Source organism: Clostridium luticellarii (genome assembly GCF_002995845.1).
In the GTDB taxonomy this organism is placed as follows: Bacteria; Bacillota; Clostridia; order Clostridiales; family Clostridiaceae; genus Clostridium_B; species Clostridium_B luticellarii.
Genome location: NZ_PVXP01000017.1, coordinates 38705 through 58558 on the forward strand (window position 1 = coordinate 38705; position 19854 = coordinate 58558).

The following is a 19854-nucleotide window of genomic DNA, read 5'->3' on the forward strand; positions in this document are numbered from 1 at the left end:
GAAATTTGAAAGCAGATATAGTAAAAGATACAAACAATGCAAACAATGGCAATCAATTTAAAAATCAGAAAAACAAGAGCAAATTGACTGCAGTTTTTATTATAGCGGCGGCTATACTGATTGCGATAATCTTAAAGTTTAAGGTAAACATACTGGAATTTTTCAAAAACTTATTTATGTTAGAATATTTACCCAGATTAGGCAACCATGCCAGCTATGCATTGCTTTTTGCATTTGGAGTGCTGACGTCTTTCCACTGCGTAGGCATGTGCGGGGGAATAACCTTATCTCAGACTATCAGTAAAAATGAGACTGAAGTCAAAAATATAGCATTTAAGCCCTCTTTATTTTATAATATCGGGAGGATCCTGTCCTATACTATTGTTGGTGGTGCTGTTGGGGGATTGGGAAGTATACTCAGTCTTTCAGGTGCATTTAGGGGCATTGTTCCAATTGTTGGCGGTGTATTTATGATTATCATGGCAGTAAATTTACTGGGAATTTTCAAAGCGTTAAGAAAAATAAATATTACCGTACCATCTTTTGTTGCCAGAAAGGTTCGCAGAAAAAACAATTATAGTCCCATTATTGTGGGATTACTGACAGGATTGATGCCCTGCGGCCCGCTTCAGATAGTTCAATTATATGCGCTTGGAACTAAAAGTGTATTATTGGGTGCTGCTTCTATGTTCTTTTTTTCAATTGGTACAGTTCCGCTGCTATTTGCATTTGGTGTAGTAAATACACTGATAACCAAAAATTTTTCTAAAATTATATTGAAGGCCAGTGCCGTACTTGTGCTTTCACTTGGTGTGGTTATGGTTGGAAGAGGATTGTCTCTTTATGGCATATCCCTGGGAATGAAGAACATGGTGAGTACCTCTGGAAAAGGATTTTCAACTATTGAAGGCAGAACTCAAAATGTGAGAACAGAACTGGGAACCGATAATTTTCCGCCTATTGAAGTAGTAAAAGGTGTACCGGTTAAATGGAATCTGCATGTTGATGAGAAAAATCTCAATGAATGTAACAAGGCTCTTCAAATTCCAGAATATAAAATCAAAAAAAATCTGGCGGTTGGAGATAACATAATTGAATTTATTCCTGATAAAGAAGGAGAATTTATGTATACATGCTGGATGGGCATGATAAAGAGCAGGATAACGGTAGTGGATAATTTCGGTGAATTAAAGCAGGATCAGATTAGAAATGCTAAAAATTAAGTGTTAATTAGAGAAGGAAGGTGAAAGCCGTTATAATTTTAACGGTAAATCAATGAAAATAAAGAAAAAATTTATAATTGGCATAGTTATAGCAATATGCGCAGTTGCAGGCGTAACCATATGGGCTGTAGGGGCTGCAACATCCAAGACTTCAGCAGAAAATGGTACTGAAGTTTCCAACAAAAAAGATAAAATGGATCATAACATGCCATCTCAATCAAGTCACAAGGAAAATTCGCAGCAAAAAAACAATTCCCAAGATGAAAATAAATCCAGTGCAGAGTCGAAATCTCAAAGTAAAATTCAGGGAAAGTCATCAGCTACTCAAGAAGCTGCTTCCCAGCTGCGGAAGGATGCAGAGAATGCTTCCAATGGAGCAAATGAAGAAAACTCCAAAGCGCAGACTTTTACAGGGTATATTACTTCAGAGGATGATTTCGCAGCCGGACTTAAAGAAGATACCGCAGATATGGTTCATATGAGGCTCATGGCCTTATCAGGACTTGGAATAACTTTTCAGCAGGATGGGAAATGGGTTTTCTACTATTTTGACGGTACATTTTCTACGGATAATAAAAAGGGCGCTGATGGAAAATGGTCTTTTGATGGTACAGGTTCTCAATTGAAGGCATGGCAGCTGGTTGAACAGAGTGTTAAAAGCGGTAAAGGTAAAAGCCCTGTTCAAGTCACGGTAACAGGAATACTGGATGGAAGTACTAAGACCAATCCAGGACCTGATGCAGATGGAAGAGAGTTTCCTTCAATAAAGGTAGAATCTATGAAGTGACTTTAGGTTCACAGTGATTTTGCTTATGAGAAAAATCTTTTTCAAGAATCTTGGAATAACTTGATATTGATGCATTGAATCAGGAGCGTTATTGTACTATCATCTAAATTGTACATTGGTAAATGAATTGAAATTGAATGGAGTCTTAATTATGCACAATCATAAAAAAAGAATACTTGTGGTAGATGATGAGATGAAAATTGTAGAAGTTGTCAAATCGTATCTTGAAAGAGATGGATATTTTGTGTATTCTGCATATGATGGAAAGACTGTTATTAGTTTGTTTGACAAAATAGCTCCAGATCTTATGATACTGGATTTGATGCTGCCTGACGTCAGAGGAGAGGAGCTGTGTGAGATTTTAAGAGCTAAATCAAAGGTACCTATTATAATGCTTACGGCTAAAACTTCCGAAGATGATATACTTAGAGGGCTTGATATAGGGGCTGATGATTATGTGACTAAACCATTTAGCCCCAGACAGCTGGTTGCCAGAGTAAAAGCGCTTCTTAGAAGAACAAAAGATGAAGGTAGCCGCTTTGAGGATTTGATTTATATAGATGAAGGCGATTTGATAATTGATAATTTAAGTTACGAAGTTAAAAAATCAGGGGAAACAATAAATCTCACTCCCATTGAATACAAGATACTTTCAGTGATGGTGAACCATCCTGAAAAGATTTTTACAAGAGAAGAACTTATATCTATAGTGTTGGAGAAAAATTTTGATGGATACAACAGGACCATTGATTCACATATAAAAAACTTAAGACAAAAAATAGAAACGGATTCGAAAAAGCCTGCATATATTTTAACTGTAAGGGGCATAGGATATAAATTTGGAGTTATAAAAGACTGAATAATTGATTACGGGTTAAACATGATGTATAATAAATGCTACAGGAGGCGATATTGCATGGATAAAATTTCAAGTTTCACTGTTAATCATTTAAAACTGATACCAGGTGTTTATGTTTCCAGAAAAGATAAATTTGGAGATGTAGTTCTAACCACATTTGATATAAGAATGACAAGCCCTAATGACGAACCTGTTATGAATACAGCTGAAGTTCATACCATTGAGCATTTGGGAGCAACTTTTTTGAGAAATCACAGTATTTATGGAAATAAAACCGTATATTTTGGACCCATGGGATGCAGAACAGGATTTTATCTGATTTTGCATGGAGATTATGAGTCAAAGGATATTGTGGATTTATTAGTGGAGATGTATAAGTTTATATTCAATTTTCAAGGAGATATACCTGGAGCTGCTCCAAAAGACTGCGGAAATTATTTGGACATGAATCTTCCAATGGCAAAATATTGGGCAGATAAATTCCTCAAAGAGGTTTTGACAGACATCCCGGATGAAAGGCTGAATTATCCAGAATAGTATACAAATTTATAAAAGTCACTTCCATCATGTTTTTGATAGGAATGACTTTTTTAAATTCTGTTGATTTGCAGTGGGTAAGGCGGTAGAGAAAGGACTTGTTCTGAGAAAAATAGCATGGGGACTTACGGTAGATGAGGTTGTCGGAGATGCCGAAGCACAGTTTATAATATCGGAGAATTTGAAGGCCAGTGATATTTTATAATATATAAATTTAATATGCGGGAGGTGTATGGAGTTTGAGTAAAAATTTTTGCACATTATTGAACTGCATGGATGGAAGGACACAATTACCTGCGATAAATTGGATAAGAAGCAATTTTGATGTGGAATATGTGGATATAATATCAGAACCAGGAATTGACAAAGTGATTAGTCTTCAAAAGGAAGATTTTATGAATTCATTATATAAGAAAATAAGTATATCCTTAAATTCACATGGTTCAAGTATGGTATTCATAGCAGGGCATTATGATTGTGCTGCAAATAAAGGAAATAAATTTCAACATGTGGATCAGATAAAAAAATCTGCAGATATAATCGGTAAACAGTATAAAAATGTTGTTGTTATAGGACTTTGGATAAATGAAAATTTTCAGGTGGAAAAGGTATGCTGAAATTAAAAGAATATACAGACTTGGATCTTTTTATATAAAAAATATTGACAAAAAAAAATAAAAGTAGTAGCATAATATTCAAACATAAAAATAAGTGATTTTGCTAACTAGAAAACTAGAGGCACTAAGCAGTATATGGAATATATATTGTTTAGTGCCTTTTTAAAATTTATAGAGGAGATGAAAAGATGACAATTAATTTAGATACTGCAGTTACACCCACAAGAGAAGAACGGCTTGGTGCTATTACAGGCTATAATGGAAATTTATACGAACTTTGTGGAACGGGCTGCGGGCATTTAAGCAACAGAGAAAGGTTATTTAGTCAATCCAGTTCGTGCAATGCCGGCTGTGCTCTGGGCCAGCTTTCGGGAATAAGAGATGTAGCTGTGATAAATCATGCACCATCCGGATGTACAGCTATGTCAGCAAATGTAAGTGTTACCAACAGTCAGATGGCGGCAAAAAGAGGAATTGTCAATAATACTGTGTTTGTCGGAACTGGTATGGATGAAAATGATACGGTATTTGGAGCGGTGGGAAGTTTAAAAGAAATAGTGAAAAAAGTCTATGATAGATACAAGCCCAAGGCAGTTTTTATAGGAACTTCTTGTGTAACTGGAATTATAGGAGAAGACGTGGATAGTGTTGTTGAAGAATTGAAGAAAGAAATACCTGTTCCAATAGCAGCCGTTCACTGTGAGGGTTTTAGATCCAGAATATGGGCATCTGGATTTGATGCTTCAGATCATGCTGTACTCACCAGTATTGTAAAGCCCCCTGTCAAAAAAAATAATGTGATTAATTTTAAGAATTTTTATGAAAGTGCCAGAAATGAAATAATTGATATATTTTCAAATTTTGGAGTCAGACCTGTGTTTTTATATCAGAATTCAACAGTAGAGGAGTTGGAGCATTTATCGGAATCCCTTGCCACAGTTTGTATATGTGGAACCCTTGGAACATATCTGGGAAATGGGCTTGAACAAAAATATGGAGTACCTTATATAAGAACTATAAACCCACTGGGGGTTACAGGATTTGAAACCTGGCTTAGGCAGATAGGAAAAGTAATACGAAAAGAATCAGAAGTTGAAAAATATATAGAAGGAGAAAGAAAAAAATATATACCTAAAATAGAGGAAGTAAAAAAGCAGCTTAAGGGTCTGCGTGCAGTACTTGGAATGGGACCTGGTTATGCTTTTGAAGTGTCAAGGGTGCTCCAGGAACTTGGAATGGAAGTGGTCTGGACTGCCGCATGGCATTATGATAGAAAACATGATAATAATAACAATCCACCAGCAGCCAGATATCTGATGGAAAATTCCCCTAAAAATATAAAGGTGAGTGTAACTGAGCAACAGAATTATGAAATACTCAACATATTGAATAAATACAAACCGGATATATATTTTTCAAGACATCCAGGAACTACTGTCTGGGCTATAAAACAGGGAGTTCCTGCACTTTGTGTAAATGATGAATATATGATTTTTGGATATAGGGGAACGTTGAATTTTGCACATAGTGTGCTTGATACTATCAAAAACAGGAGTTTTGAAAAAAATCTTGCCTCAAGAGTGAATCTACCCTATACCAAATGGTGGTATGAGCAAAATAGTGCGACATTTTTGAAAGAAAGGGTGAAATAGCATGGCAAAAGTACTTGACCAGCCTAGATATAAATGTGCTATGGCAGCTATGCAGACTGTACATGGTATAACGAGAGCTATTCCAATTTTACATTCAGGTCCTGGATGTGCGGAAAAACTGGAGAGGGATTTTGGAACCTCAGGATATTTTTCATCTCATATATTTCCCTGTACTAATATAAGTGAAAAAGAGATAATATTTGGAGGAGAAAAGAAACTTAAAGAGACTATAGAAAATGCCCTCAAGGTTGTTGATGCAGATATGTATGTGGTTTTAACCAGCTGCAGTTCTGAAGTAGTCGGTGATGATGCCGGAGAAATTGTAAAATCATTTGAAAATTCTAGAAAACCAGTTATATATGCTTCTACACCGGGATTCAAAGGTAATAATTATCGTGGCCATGAATGGGTTATAGATGCAATTATAGAACAATATTTAAAACCGACGGATAAAAAGATAAAAGGACTTGTGAATATATGGTCAGGAGTTCCACTGCATGATCCGTTCTGGCTGGGAAATTTAAGAGAATTGGAAAAGCTTGTTGCAGAACTTGGACTGATTCCCAATACTATATTTGGATATGGAAGGGGAATAAAAAATATAGATAAAATACCGGAGGCTGAATTTAATCTTTTGGTATCTCCCTGGGTGGGAATTGAGAACATGAAACTTTTAAAGAAGAAGTTCAATACGCCGTATCTGCACTATCCAGTATTGCCTGTGGGGGCATTTGAAACCAGCAAATTTCTCCGTGCAGTGGGGAGATTTGCAGAAATAGATGATGAAAAAGTTGAATCCATTATTAAAAGTCATGAAGAGGAATATTATTATTATATAGAAAGGTTTGCCGATGTCTTTCTTGAAACAAGAGTTATGTCAAAACGTTTTGTAGTGATTTCAGATGCACAGTATACTCTTGCACTTACAAAGTTTTTAGTGAATGATTTTGGTTTGTTCCCGTCAAAACAGTATATAACAGATGATACACCTGTTGAATACCAGAAAAATATAAAAGATTATTTTAAAGAGTTAAATGACGGAATAGAAGCTGAGGTGGAATTTTGCACAGATGGATATAAAATAGATAATGAAATCAGGCATACGGATTTTTTCGGATATCCACTTATATTGGGAAGTTCATGGGAAAAGAAGATAGCAGCAGAAACTAAAGCACATTACGTGGCTATATCGTGGCCTGTTTTTGAAAGACTTATAATAAACAGCTCATATGTTGGATATTCTGGAGGCCTCAGACTTTTGGAGGATATATACTCTGTAGTTCTCACAAGATTTAATTAGAGAGGAACTGATGATATGTATAGAATTGCTGCTGCAAGTAATGATGGCAAATTTGTAGATCAACATTTTGGGCAAGCTAATCAATTTTTCATATATGAAGTCAATGACAGTAGTTATAAATTTATAGAAGTTAGAAGTGTAAAAAATATATCTAAAAATTTCAACACAGATTATGATAAATTTTTGTCTATAGTCAAGTATCTTTCGGGATGCAGAATTGTCCTTGTCAGTCAAATAGGACAGGGTGCAGTGAATTTTTTAAGTAAAAATGGAATACAGGTGTTTGATGTGGAAGAATCCATAGATAATGCTATAAAAAAATTGATCAAGTATTATTCCAGAATAGATAAATTAAAAAAGTACTGTAAGTAGTAATTTATTGTGGTATGAAAATAAAGATTTAAGGGAGGTGCAATATGTCAGAAAAACAAATTTATGGGTTTGAAACACTTCAAATTAGAGCTGGATATTGTCCTGAGAAGCATAATTATGCTTCTACTGTGCCGATTTATCAGACAGCATCTTTTAATATAGGAGATACAGATAGATTAAAAAGATTAAAGTCTAGGGAAGAGCATGGATTTCTCTACACAAGAAGCGGAAATCCAACACTTGACATACTTGAAAAGAGGATAACAGCCCTTGAGGGAGGAACCGGTGCTCTGGCAGTGGCATCCGGAATGGCAGCTGTGGCCTATTCGCTGCTGAATGTAGCGGAGGGTGGAGGTGAAATAATCGCAGTATATTCCATTTATGCAGGATCGTATAATCTTTTGAAACATACCCTGCCTAAATTGGGAATCAAGGTAAAATGGATAGATGATTCATATGATGTTGAATCATTTAGAAGAGCTGTAACGAATAATACAAAAGGCATATTCATAGAAACAATAGGCAATCCTTTGATCAATTTATTGGATATAAAGGCCATAGCAGATGTAGCCCATGAAAATGATGTACCACTTATCGTGGATAACACATTTGCGACTCCATATCTTTTAAAACCATTTGACTTTGGTGCAGATGTGGTGGTGTATTCATCTACTAAAGCCATAGGTGGACATGGTTCTACACTGGGTGGGTTAATTGTTGAAAATAATAACTTTAATTGGAACAATGGTAAATTTCCACATTTCACGGAGCCTGATTATAAAGTTGAAAATAAGAATTTGATTGAAGTATTTCCGAACATTCCGTTTACTACCAGAATAAGATTGCATTATTTATCGGAATTTGGAGCTGTTCTCAGTCCTTTTGATGCATTTTTAATACTTGAAGGATTTGAAAGCCTTTCTGTTAGAGTTGAAAGAGAGGTTAAGAATACACAGATTATTGTAGATTATCTAGTAAATCATCCACAGGTTTCATGGGTCAGTTATCCTACTGTTCATGACAAAAGAAATTGCAATAATAACCAGCTTGCAGAGAAATATTTTCCCAGAGGAGCAGGGTCCGTATTTTCTTTTGGATTTAAAGGTGAACAGGAGAATATTAATAAATTTTTAAATAGCCTGAAAATATTTAGTTTTCTTGTGAATGTAGGTGATTCCAAATCTCTTATTACACAGCCGTCTCAGACTACACATTCTTCATTAAAAGAAGAAGACAAAGCTAAATCAGGTGCTTTTGAAAATGCACTGAGAGTATCTGTTGGTCTGGAATATGTCGATGATTTGATTTCAGATTTAGATCAGGCATTTAAAAAATCTGTAGAGTAATAAATCAGCAAAATAATTTTTATTTTAAATGGATTATAAAGCTTATAAAATTAAATAGGATCCTTATCAAGAGAAATGGAGGGGCTGGCCCAATGAAGTTTCAGCAAGTAATATGGATTATATTCATATGAGGTGCTAAATCCTGCAGATATATTTCTGAAAGATGGGGAAATGGATGTTAAAAATTTATTAAATATTCCTTTCGCCTGTGAAAGGATTTTTTTATTGTCAAATTTTAATTAATTAGATTGATTTTGACAGTGATGATTGTGGAAATGATGAGATAATGAAGGGAGAATATTATGGGTGTTGATATAGAAAAACCTTCTGTGGAAATAAGAGAGAGAAGGATTAATTCCATTACTGCATACAATGGCACTGCAGCTGATATATGCGAAAAATATGATAATAGATCTCTTAAAAATTATAGAAGATCGTTTACGCAGTGTATATCCTGCAGTGCAAATCAAGTCATGAATCAACTGTGCTGTATTCAGGATGCAGCCGTTGTGGAACATGGACCTGCTGGATGCAGTGGAGATATACCAGGACGTAATCTGGTTTATAGAACAGGCAGCAGGAAGAGAAATCTGACAGTATCGAATCTGAAATATATAAATACAAATTTAACTGAAAAAGATACGGTGTATGGAGGAGAATTGAAGCTTGAAAATGCTATAAGAGAGGCAAAGAGAAGATTTGACCCCAAGGCCATATTTGTAACCACTACTTGTACTTCCGCGATAATAGGAGATGATATTGAAAGTACAGCAGAAAAACTTGAAAAAGAGATAAAAATACCAGTAGTAACAATATATTGTGAAGGCTTTCGTTCGTCAATATGGGCCACGGGGTTCGATGCCGCATACCATGGAATTTTAAGAAAGATTGTCAAACCTGCCAGAAAGAGAAAATCAGATGAAGTAAATATAATCAATTTTCAAGGTGAAGATATATTCACTCCGCTTTTGGGAAGGATTGGACTTAAAGTCAATTATATTGTACCTTTTACTACCATAGAACAGCTCAGTCATATTTCGGAAGCTGCTGCTACTCTTCAGATATGCTCTACACTGGGAACTTATCTGGCAGCAGGGCTGGAAAAATACTTTGGAGTACCGGAAGTAAAGGCACCGGCTCCATATGGAATATCCGGATTTAATGCCTGGCTGAGAGAGCTGGGAAAGATAGTTCACAAAGAAGGTGAGGTTGAAAAGCTTATAGAAGAGGAAACAAAAAGGACAGCACCTGAAATAGCCGGTCTCAGAAAAAAATTAGCAGGTAAAAGAGTGCTTATAGGTGCAGGGGCAGCTCATGGACATGGTATTGTGGCTATTGTGAAGGAGCTTGGAATGGAACTTGTGGAAAACTGCACCTGGCATCATGATCCTATATTTGATAATGGAGATAAAAAATCAGATACACTTAGAAATGATGTGAAAAATTATGGGGATTTTAAGATGTCAATCTGCAATAAGCAGTCCTTTGAACTGGTAAACAGGTTATACAGGCTTAGGCCCGACATCTATATAGCCAGGCATACAGGAACAATATGGGCAACGAAGCTGGGAATACCGTCATTTCTCATGGGAGATGAACATTTTGGAATTGGATATCAGGGCTTGATAAATTATGGAAAGCTGATTTTAGATACTATAAGCAACCCTTCCTTTGTAAATGGAATAGCGGCTCATAATAAACTTCCCTATACTAATTGGTGGCTGGAACAGGATGCATCTAAATTCCTGGGGAGGTCGGAAAATGAGTGAATTACTTGAAGAACCAAGGCATTTTTGTGCACTTGGAGCACAGCAGACGGTGGTGGCCATAGAAAGAGCTATTCCCATACTGCATGCTGGACCTGGCTGCAGTGCTAAATTATCTGCAGGTATGGCTGGATGTGGAGGGCATCAGGGAACCGGATATGCAGGAGGAGATGCCATACCATGCAGTAATATGGTTGAAAGAGACGTGGTTTTTGGCGCAGAAAAAAAATTGAAAAAACTTATAGAAGGCACTCTAAAAATAATGGATGGAGATTTATTTGTAGTTCTTACCGGATGTACCTCAGATATAATAGGGGATGATGTAGCAAATGTGGTAAGTGAATTTCAAGAGAAGGGCGTGCCAATAGTGTATGCTGAAACCGCTGGATTTAAAGGTGATGCCTATGCAGGACATGAACTGGTACTTGAAGCCATAATAAATCAGTATTTGAAAGACGATGGTAAGAGAATATCAGGACTTGTAAATATTTTTTCATCAGTCCCCATTCATGATCCGTTTTGGGAGGGTGATTTGAGAGAAATAAAAAGACTGCTTGAAAGTATAGGATTAAAAGCAAATATATTATTTGGATACAAAAGTGGAGGTATAAATGCCATAAATGCTATACCACATGCTGAATTCAATATAGTGATATCGCCCTGGGTGGGTATAAAAACAGCAGAACTTCTGAAAAAGAAGTTTGGCACACCATACCTTCATTGCCCCGTGTTTCCTATTGGAGGGGTGGAAACCTCTAAATTTTTGAATAGAGTTGGGGAATTTACAGGTATGGACAAAAAAATAGTAGATAAGGTAATAAAGAGAGAAGAAGATGAATATTATCACTATTTGACCAGGTTTGCAGATTTTTTTATAGAGTTTAGATATGATTTGCCTAAAAGGTTTTTCAATATAAATAATACAACTTATGCATTGGCTATAAGCAGATTTTTAGCAAATGATCTGGGACTTTTACCCGGGCATCAATTTATAACGGAAAATGTGCCTGAAAGATTTAAAAATAACATTAGAGAATATTTTAAAGATATTGTACCGGGAATATCTTCTGAAATAACTTTTTCTCAAGATGGAGGGATAATCAATGAAAAATTATTAGAGTTTACTGCAGAAACAGCCCCATTGATACTTGGAAGTTCATGGGACGTGGATGCGGCATCACAGATTGGAGGAATAAATTTGAGTGTAGGATTGCCCATAACTGACAGAGTTATACTACATCATAATTATGCAGGATACTCGGGAGGATTGAATTTGATAGAAGATATTTACAGTAAAATTTTATCGAGACATAACTAATTATATAAAATAAAGGAGGATTTTTTATGACTGTTGAATCAGATTACAAGATAGTGGCTGAAGATGTTGGATATGTATACCATGCTAAAAATCAGGGAAAAAGAATCAAAAAGGATTTCTTAGCTATAGAGGGAGTTGATTTGAAAGTAAAAGATGGTGAATTTGTATCTATAGTCGGTCCCAGCGTATGTGGAAAGTCGACATTTCTAGATATTGTAGCAGGCTTGATAGGGGGAAATACGGGAAAAATATTTATTGACAATAAGGAAATAAATGGACCAGCACTGGACAGAGGCATAGTGATGCAGGGTTATGCGCTTTTCCCCTGGAGGACTATAGAAAAGAATGTAGAATTCGGCCTGGAGATCAAAAAAGTCAGCAAAGGTGAAAGGAAGAAATTAAGTAAAAAGTATTTGGAATTGGTGGGATTGAAAGGCTTTGAAAACAGATACCCGCGTGAACTGTCAGGGGGTATGAAGCAGAGGGTGGCTATTGCCAGGGCATTGGCATATGATCCGGAAGTACTGCTTATGGATGAGCCTTTTGCAGCAATAGACGAGCAGACCAAAGAGGAGCTTCATATACAGCTGCTTCATATATGGGAAAAGACACATAAGACCATATTATTTGTTACACACAGCATTGAAGAAGCCGTGTTTTTGTCGGACAAAGTGGTTGTTATGACGAAAAATCCAGGAACTATCAAGGAAATAATTGATGTAGATATACCACGACCCAGGGAGAGTGGAGATGTAAAATCATCAGATAAATTTTCTGCACTGAGGCATAGAATATGGGAGTTGCTTAAAAATAAACCAGGCAGCAAAGAAAACCCCAAGAGAGAAAATGAATATGAAGAGAAATCTTACAATGTACCTCAACGTGCAATAAATTAGTAAAATCGTACTAATATAATTTGATTTTCAGCTGACTGGAAAACCAGAGGCTTTAAATATAAATTTTGTTTAAAGCTCTGGTTTTTTATTTTTAACAACAGTTTGAAAATCAAAACTTTGATACATGTCATTTGCGTAAAATTAATTTGTATATTTATGGGAGGTAATAAAAATGAGTGAAGTACTAAATGATTCAATAGATCAGGTAGAAGAATTAAAAGGTGAATCATTTTTTACAAAAGTTAAAGATTTTGTGTTTAATTTAAGAAGACTGTTTGGAATAATTATATTTCTGCTGACATGGGAAATTTCCTCTCGGGTAGGAATAATTGATAAAAATTTTTTGCCGCCGTTTTCTGTGGTAATGCAGACCTTTTTTAGCATGCTGGCTTCAGGAGAGCTTGAAACCAATATTGCAGTTAGTCTAAAACGTTCTTTGGCAGGATTTGGATTGGGACTTGGGATAGCAATACCTTTAGGGCTTATCATAGGGTCTTTTAATAAAATTGAATTTTATATAGACCCTCTTCTTCAACTGTTCAGACAAACGTCAACTCTTGCACTGCTGCCGGTATTCATGTTGTTTTTTGGAATAGGTGAGACTTCTAAAGTTGCCATAGTTTTTTGGGGGGTTTGGTCTGCTATACTCTTAAATACTATCAATGGGGTTAGAAGTGTAGAGCCTATTTTGATTAAATCTGCCAAATCTATGGGAGCTTCACAGCTTACAATATTCAGAAAAGTAATATTACCTTCTGCATTGCCTTCAATTATTACAGGTATAAGACTCAGTGCTACTTCTGCAATATTGGTGCTGATTGCGGCAGAGATGATGGGAGCAAGTTCAGGTTTGGGCTATCTGTTGTATGATACTCAGATAAAGTATCAAATACCAAAAATGTATGCTTCCATTGTTACCATGTCATTGATAGGAATAATTGTAAATTATATAATAGTGGCTTTTGAAAGCAGAGTTACAAAATGGAGATAGTTTGTATTTTTAAAAATAGAGTCTAGAGGAGTGTTTTAACAATGAAAAAATCAGTAAAAAAACTTTTAATGCTTCTATTGAGTGCAGTAGCTGTTATATCAATGCTTGCAGCATGCGGAAGTACAAAGTCAAATTCGTCGAATTCATCAAAATCATCAGATTCATCTGAAGTTTTTGACAGCAGCAAGCCCTATACGGGTAAATTTGTGAATGGAAAATTAACCAAGCCTTTTCATCTTAAAATTCCAACGCCACAAGCATTTACTGAAGGTATTGTAGCTGATAAAAAAGGTTTCTTTAAAGAAGTTGGAATAATCCCGGAGTATACCGGTGTTCTTCCAGCTAATGTGAGTTTGGCCCAGTCTGTGATTAAAGGTCAAAATGATCTGTTTAATTCGGGACATGTGACCACTATTGCTTCGGCACGACAGGCAGGTGCAAAATTGAAGATTGTGCTTACAGGAAGTGTTGACAGTCCTGAACTGGATAAATCCCATATGGTTTGGTTTGCAAAAGAGGGAAGTGGCATTAAATCAGCAAAGGATCTGGAGGGAAAGACAATTGCCATGAGCAGCAAGGGGTCTTGCGCAGAATTGTGGAATGCCGAGTTTTTGAGACAAAATGGAATAGATGTAAAGAAAACTAAAATTGTGGTTATGGCGGATCAACAGCAGGAGCAGGCACTTAAACAGGGGAATATAGATGTGGCCATATTACATGCACCATACAGTAAAAAGGCAAGGAATGACGGAGGATTTTTAGTTTTGACATCAAGCTATAAAATAGCAGAAGCAGCTGGAGATGGACGTTTGAGTGGAGTTGGTGTTCGTGCATTTAGTGAGGACTTTATAAAAAAATATCCTGATGTGGTAAAGGCATATATAGCTGCAGACTATAAAGCACAGCAGTATGTGAATGCTCATTATGAAGATGCACTTAAAATCTCTGCTAAAGATCTTGGAGTGGAGCAGAAAGATGTATCGGGAAATTTATATGCTGCCAATCAGAAATGGGTTGTACCGGAGCAGATTAATTTCTGGATCAGTGTAGCAGAGAAAAATAAATTAGCTGGTTTTGAGACACCTGGAAAAGTAAAAGCTTCTGATTTATATACCAATGAGTATAATCCGTACTACAAGGGTGAGATTAAATAGATATTAACTTAGTTGCATTAAGTATTTGAAAAGGATGGATAGGATGTTTACAGATAAATATGAGTCTTATGTTATAAAACTGAGAAGAGAATTTCATGAGAAGCCGGAATTGAGTGGAGAGGAAAAGAATACATCACAGAGGATTGTAAGAGAATTGGAATCCATGGATATTCCATATGAGATTGTTGGAAAATATGGAATAATAGCAACTTTAAATGGGAGTCGGGAAGGCAGGACTCTGGCATTAAGAGCTGATATGGATGCACTTCCCATAAAGGAAAACAATAAAAATTTGGTAAAAGATAAAATTGTAGTATCAAAGGTAGATGGAGCTGCCCATGTATGTGGACATGATGCACATATGTCCATGCTATTGGGCGCAGTTAGATCGTTAGTGGAGATTAAAAATAATCTGTCGGGCAGAATATTGTTTTGTTTTGAACAGGGAGAGGAAAATGGATATGGCATACAGGACATGCTTCAGGGATTGGAAGGTAAAAGAATAGATGGAGTATGGGGAATTCACATGTGTCCTGATTTGCCAACGGGGACACTTTCTGTGGAAGGTGGCAACAGAATGTCGAGTGCAGCAGGTTTTAATGTGACTATAGTGGGAAAGGGTGGTCATGCATCCAGACCTGATCTGTGCATTGATCCGATTGAGTGTACAGCCCATGTGATTTTAGGATTGTCTTCAATTCTGTCAAGGGAAATCAAACCAAGTGAACCCGGAGTGGTTACCGTGGGAAAACTTAGAGCTGGGGATGTTGGAAACGTGATTCCTGAAATTGCAGAGTTTAGTGGAACTATAAGATTTTTCAGCAGTAAAGTGGGGAATAAGATAAAAGAAGCCTTTACACGTATCGTGAATAATACGGCAGCAGCGCATGGATGCAGTGCAAAAATTGAATTCAGAGGAGCACAGCCAACTGTTGCAGTTGTAAATGATAGTAAATTATCAATTTTAGCGGCAAATGCAGTGAAAAAAGCAGTGGGCCGTAAATATTTGACGACTCATGAGCCGTTTATGGCATCTGACAGTATGAGCAGATATTTGAATAAATATTCCGGAGTATATGCATTTTTGGGAATCAATAATAAGGAGTTAGGTACCGGTGCTGGTCTCCATAACCCCAATTTTGACATAGATGAGGCTTGTCTAAAAAATGGAGTTGCAGTTACAGTTCAGTTTGCACTGGATTTTTTAAATAGCTAGATTTTTAAAAATTGCTGATTTTAATTATAAATTAAAATAATTTTACAAAAAGAGGAAGTGTATAAAATGAAGAGACAAATAAAAAGTTTTCTGCTGGTTGCATTGAGTGTGGTGGTTATTTTAGCCATGTTTGCGGGTTGTGGAAATAAAAAATCCGGTTCTTCTGATGTCTATGATGATACCAAGCCTTATACAGGCAAATTTGAAAATGGAAAGCTTACGAAGCCATTCCATTTGAAAATAGTAACCCCAACGGATTTTAACGAGGCAATTATAGCTTATAAAAAAGGTTTCTTTAAGGAAGTTGGAATAATACCTGAGTTCACTGGAGTTCTGCCAGCTAATGTGAGCCTGGCTCAATCCGTAATAAAAGGTGATAATGATCTGTTTGGGTCAGGACATGTAACCACAATTGCCCAGGCGCGTCAGGGAGGATCCAAACTTAAAATTGTACTTCACAGCATGGTGGACAGTCCTGACTTTGATAAGCTTCATATGACCTGGTTTGTAAGAAACGATGGAAAAATTAAATCTGCAAAGGATCTGGTTGGAAAGAAAATTGCAATGAGCAGTAAGGGAAGTTGTGCAGAAACTTTAAATGCAGAGTATTTGAGGCAAAATGGTGTAGATGTGAAGAAAACTCAAATTGTTGTTATGAATGACCAGCAGCAGGAACAGGCTCTTAAACAGGGAAATATAGATGTGGCCATTGTGCATCCGCCCTTTAACATGAAAATTAAAAATGATGGTGGGGTAAATATTCTTACTACAAGCTATCAAATTGGTGAAAAAGCAGGTGATGGAGAAATTGGTGGACTTGCAGTACGTGCATTTAGCGAGGATTTTATCAAAAAATATCCGGATGTGATAAAGGCTTATATAGTGGCAGATCTTAAAGCACAGCAGTACATAAATAAAAACTATAATGAATCATTGAAAATTGCCGCTGATTATTTAAAAATGGATATCAAAAATATGGCTGGTAATATATATCCTGATCAAAAATGGATTAAACCAGAGCAGATTGAATGGTGGGTCAAAACTGCAGAAAAAAATAAAATAGCCGGCTTTGAAACACCTGGGAAGGTAAAAGCTTCCGATTTATATACGAATAAACTAAATCCATATTATACAGGTGAATTGAAATAAATTTGATTTTAAATTCTGCAGACTGATAGATTAGCTTAAATTTTTTATCAGTCTGTAGAACAAGATACTTTTCTTAAATGTATGAGAGGTATGTAAAATGATTGAGATTCCAGGGAGAATAAAAATTGCAAATTTACTGGCAAGAATAGAAAAATTAGAAGGATCTTCCGCCTATATAAAGAGGAAGAATATGAGTGGAAGAGGATTTTTAGGCATTAGTGTAAACGATAGTAGAGGAAGATTTTAAATTATAAAAATATTCTGTTCATAATTACTAAAGGTATCTTCGGAATCTTTTCTTAAAAATAATTAATGTAATTAAAAATAAAAATAATTTTTATGAAAGAGGAAGTGCATAGAAATGAAAAGACGAATAAAAGTTTTTTTGCTGTTTGCATTGAGCTTGGTGGTTGTTTTATCGGTGTTTGCAGGTTGCGGAAATAAAAAGTCCAGCTCGTCTGATTCTAACTTTTATGATGATACTAAACCTTATACGGGTAAATTTGTAAATGGAAAACTTACAAAGCCATTCCATCTTAAAATTGAGACTCAACAAGGGTTTAAAGATGGTATTATAGCAGATAAAAAAGGTTTTTTTAAGGAAGTGGGGATAATTCCTGAATTTACTGGAGTACTGTCACCTAATATGAGTCTGGCTCAATCAGTTATAAAAGGTGATAATGATCTATTTGATTCAGGGCATGTTACTACAATTGCACAAGCACGGGAAGCAGGTTCAAAGCTCAAAATTGTATTAACTAGTATGGTAGATAGTCCGGATTTTGATAAAACCCATATGACGTGGTTTGTAAGAAATGATGGGAAAATAAAATCAGCTAAAGATTTGGTAGGCAAAAAAATAGCTATGAGTAGTAAAGGAACCTGCGCTGAGCTATTAAATTCAGAGTATTTAAGACAAAATGGAGTTGATGTGAAGAAGACCAAGATTATCGTAATGAAAGACCAACAACAAGAACAGGCTCTTAAACAGGGGAATATAGATGTGGCAATATTGCATGCACCATATAATATGAAAATAAAAAATGATGGTGGTGCTAAGGTTTTAACTACAAGTTATGAAATAGGTAAAAAGGCTGGAGATGGAACCGTCAGCGGACTTGCAGTACGTGCATTTAGCGAGGATTTTATCAAAAAATATCCGGATGTGGTAAAAGCTTATATAGTTGCAGACCTCAAAGCACAACAATGGATAAATAATAATTATAAGGAGGCATTAAAAGTTACAGCAGATTACTTGAAAATGGATATCAAAGATATGTCAGGAAATATATATCCTGATCAAAAATGGATTAAACCAGAGCAGATTGAGTGGTGGGTTAAAACCGCAGAAAAAAATAAATTAGCTGGTTTTGAAACTCCGGGAAAAGTAAAAGTTTCTGATCTATATACGAACAAATTAAATCCATATTATACAGGTGAATTGAAATAGACTTGATTTTAAATTATGCAGAACAAAATATTTTAGAAATATATGAGAGGTATGTAAAATGATTGAAATCCCAGAAAAAATAGAAATTGCAAATTTGCCAACGAGGATAGAAAAATTAGAAAGGCTGTCTGATAAATTAGGAGGCCCTTCCATCTATATAAAGAGGGATGATCAGACTGGAACAGAGTTTTCAGGAAATAAAATAAGAAAGCTGGAGTTTTCTATAAAGGAAGCCATAGATAGAAAATGTGATACAATAATCACTTTTGGAGGTGTACAATCCAATCATTGCAGGGCAATAGCGGCAGTATCTGCAAAATTAGGGCTAAAGTCATATCTGATATTGAGAGAAAATAATGACATAAAGCTTGATGGAAATTTATTTTTAGATAAACTGTTTGGAGCAAATATAGAGTTTATCAACTGTGAAAATTATGAAAACGAAAAAACTGAGGCGGCAGATAAGATAAAAGAGAAACTAAAAAGCAGAGGGCATAAGGTATATACAATTCCTTCGGGGGCTTCCAATGGAATAGGGAGTTTTGGATATTATAAGGCAATGCAGGAGATTATATTTCAGGAAAAAGAGTTGGGAATACATTTTGATAAAATTGTTATAGCCGCAGGCTCTGGAGGAACCTATTCCGGATTGCTGCTGGGAAGTAAAATATTCAATTACAGAGGTGAAATTATAGGAATTAGTGTAAGCGATAGTAGAGAAAAATTTAAGAACAAGGTTTGTGAAATATTAAGTGAAAGTGTAAATTATATAAATATTCCTTTAAGCTTTTCTAAAGATGAAATAGATGTTTTGGACAATTATGTGGGGGAAGGTTATGGATTGAGCAGCAGGGAAGAGCTGAAATTTATCAATGAATTTGCAAAATTGGAGGGAATAATTTTAGATCCTGTTTATACAGGAAAAGCCATGTATGGATTGTCTTGTGAAATAGCAAAGGGAAAATTTTCAGATTGTAAAAATATCCTGTTCATAAATACTGGAGGAATTTTTGGAATCTTTCCTCAAAAATATTTGTTTGATTTTTCTAATTAAATGTAGTGAAGGAGCATATTAAGAAAATTTAAAGATTATAGAGACCAGCTAGTAATAGTCAATAGAAATTATAAAAAAATTTATGAGTAAAAAATTGCATCACAAATAATCCATTGAAAAATACGAACGATGGAATTATTTGTAAGACAGTTGAACTTTTAGTTTTT

General features: G+C 35.6%; 20 protein-coding genes and 1 riboswitch. All 20 genes read left to right on the forward strand.

The window, feature by feature from the left end:
- Positions 1-5: 5 nt before the first annotated feature.
- The 20 genes from CLLU_RS07970 to CLLU_RS08055 all read left to right on the forward strand — a co-directional run bounded on the left by CLLU_RS07970 (position 6) and on the right by CLLU_RS08055 (position 19687).
- Positions 6-1223, forward strand: coding sequence for a sulfite exporter TauE/SafE family protein (locus tag CLLU_RS07970; protein ID WP_106009211.1), 1218 nt, complete (start codon positions 6-8; stop codon positions 1221-1223).
- A 52-nt stretch (positions 1224-1275) separates the two neighbouring features.
- Entirely contained in the window at positions 1276-2010 is a 735-nt protein-coding gene (locus CLLU_RS07975; RefSeq protein ID WP_106009212.1) for a hypothetical protein, read from the forward strand.
- Between the two features lie 151 nt (positions 2011-2161).
- Positions 2162-2869, forward strand: coding sequence for a response regulator transcription factor (locus CLLU_RS07980; protein WP_106009213.1), 708 nt, complete (start codon positions 2162-2164; stop codon positions 2867-2869).
- 57 nt (positions 2870-2926) lie between these two features.
- Positions 2927-3406, forward strand: coding sequence for an S-ribosylhomocysteine lyase (locus CLLU_RS07985; protein ID WP_106009214.1), 480 nt, complete (start codon positions 2927-2929; stop codon positions 3404-3406).
- A gap of 73 nt (positions 3407-3479) precedes the next feature.
- Positions 3480-3611, forward strand: a complete 132-nt coding sequence (locus tag CLLU_RS19320; RefSeq protein WP_273335986.1) for a hypothetical protein — start codon at positions 3480-3482, stop codon at positions 3609-3611.
- Positions 3612-3645: 34 nt separating this feature from the next.
- Positions 3646-4023, forward strand: coding sequence for a carbonic anhydrase (locus CLLU_RS07990; RefSeq protein ID WP_106009215.1), 378 nt, complete (start codon positions 3646-3648; stop codon positions 4021-4023).
- A 188-nt stretch (positions 4024-4211) separates the two neighbouring features.
- Positions 4212-5675, forward strand: a complete 1464-nt coding sequence (locus tag CLLU_RS07995; RefSeq protein ID WP_106009216.1) for a nitrogenase component 1 — start codon at positions 4212-4214, stop codon at positions 5673-5675.
- Position 5676: 1 nt separating this feature from the next.
- Positions 5677-6975: a nitrogenase component 1 gene (locus tag CLLU_RS08000; RefSeq protein ID WP_106009217.1), complete on the forward strand. Its 1299-nt coding sequence runs from the start codon at positions 5677-5679 to the stop codon at positions 6973-6975.
- Between the two features lie 15 nt (positions 6976-6990).
- Positions 6991-7347 carry a NifB/NifX family molybdenum-iron cluster-binding protein gene (locus tag CLLU_RS08005; RefSeq protein WP_106009218.1) on the forward strand — a complete coding sequence of 119 codons (357 nt, stop codon included), beginning with the start codon at positions 6991-6993 and terminating at the stop codon, positions 7345-7347.
- Positions 7348-7391: 44 nt separating this feature from the next.
- The gene (locus tag CLLU_RS08010; protein ID WP_106009219.1) at positions 7392-8693 is read left to right on the forward strand and encodes an O-acetylhomoserine aminocarboxypropyltransferase/cysteine synthase family protein; all 1302 of its coding nucleotides are present in this window, start codon (positions 7392-7394) and stop codon (positions 8691-8693) included.
- 60 nt (positions 8694-8753) lie between these two features.
- Positions 8754-8863, forward strand: a riboswitch (SAM riboswitch).
- A gap of 132 nt (positions 8864-8995) precedes the next feature.
- Positions 8996-10462, forward strand: a complete 1467-nt coding sequence (locus CLLU_RS08015; RefSeq protein WP_106009220.1) for a nitrogenase component 1 — start codon at positions 8996-8998, stop codon at positions 10460-10462.
- Positions 10455-11777: a nitrogenase component 1 gene (locus tag CLLU_RS08020; protein WP_106009221.1), complete on the forward strand. Its 1323-nt coding sequence runs from the start codon at positions 10455-10457 to the stop codon at positions 11775-11777. Before CLLU_RS08015 ends, CLLU_RS08020 begins: the two co-directional genes overlap by 8 nt.
- A 26-nt stretch (positions 11778-11803) precedes the next feature.
- Positions 11804-12673: an ABC transporter ATP-binding protein gene (locus tag CLLU_RS08025; RefSeq protein WP_106009222.1), complete on the forward strand. Its 870-nt coding sequence runs from the start codon at positions 11804-11806 to the stop codon at positions 12671-12673.
- Positions 12674-12845: 172 nt separating this feature from the next.
- Complete coding sequence (locus CLLU_RS08030) at positions 12846-13664, forward strand: ABC transporter permease (protein WP_106009223.1); 819 nt, start codon at positions 12846-12848, stop codon at positions 13662-13664.
- Positions 13665-13705: 41 nt separating this feature from the next.
- Positions 13706-14818 (forward strand): ABC transporter substrate-binding protein, encoded by a 1113-nt coding sequence (locus CLLU_RS08035; RefSeq protein WP_106009224.1) that lies wholly within the window; start codon positions 13706-13708, stop codon positions 14816-14818.
- A 43-nt stretch (positions 14819-14861) separates the two neighbouring features.
- Positions 14862-16034: a M20 metallopeptidase family protein gene (locus tag CLLU_RS08040; protein WP_158255908.1), complete on the forward strand. Its 1173-nt coding sequence runs from the start codon at positions 14862-14864 to the stop codon at positions 16032-16034.
- Between the two features lie 66 nt (positions 16035-16100).
- Positions 16101-17183, forward strand: a complete 1083-nt coding sequence (locus CLLU_RS08045; RefSeq protein WP_207655962.1) for an ABC transporter substrate-binding protein — start codon at positions 16101-16103, stop codon at positions 17181-17183.
- A gap of 97 nt (positions 17184-17280) precedes the next feature.
- Entirely contained in the window at positions 17281-17430 is a 150-nt protein-coding gene (locus CLLU_RS18735; RefSeq protein ID WP_158255909.1) for a hypothetical protein, read from the forward strand.
- Between the two features lie 114 nt (positions 17431-17544).
- Complete coding sequence (locus CLLU_RS08050; protein ID WP_106009226.1) at positions 17545-18633, forward strand: ABC transporter substrate-binding protein; 1089 nt, start codon at positions 17545-17547, stop codon at positions 18631-18633.
- A 58-nt stretch (positions 18634-18691) separates the two neighbouring features.
- Entirely contained in the window at positions 18692-19687 is a 996-nt protein-coding gene (locus CLLU_RS08055) for a D-cysteine desulfhydrase family protein (protein ID WP_106009227.1), read from the forward strand.
- Positions 19688-19854 lie beyond the last annotated feature (167 nt).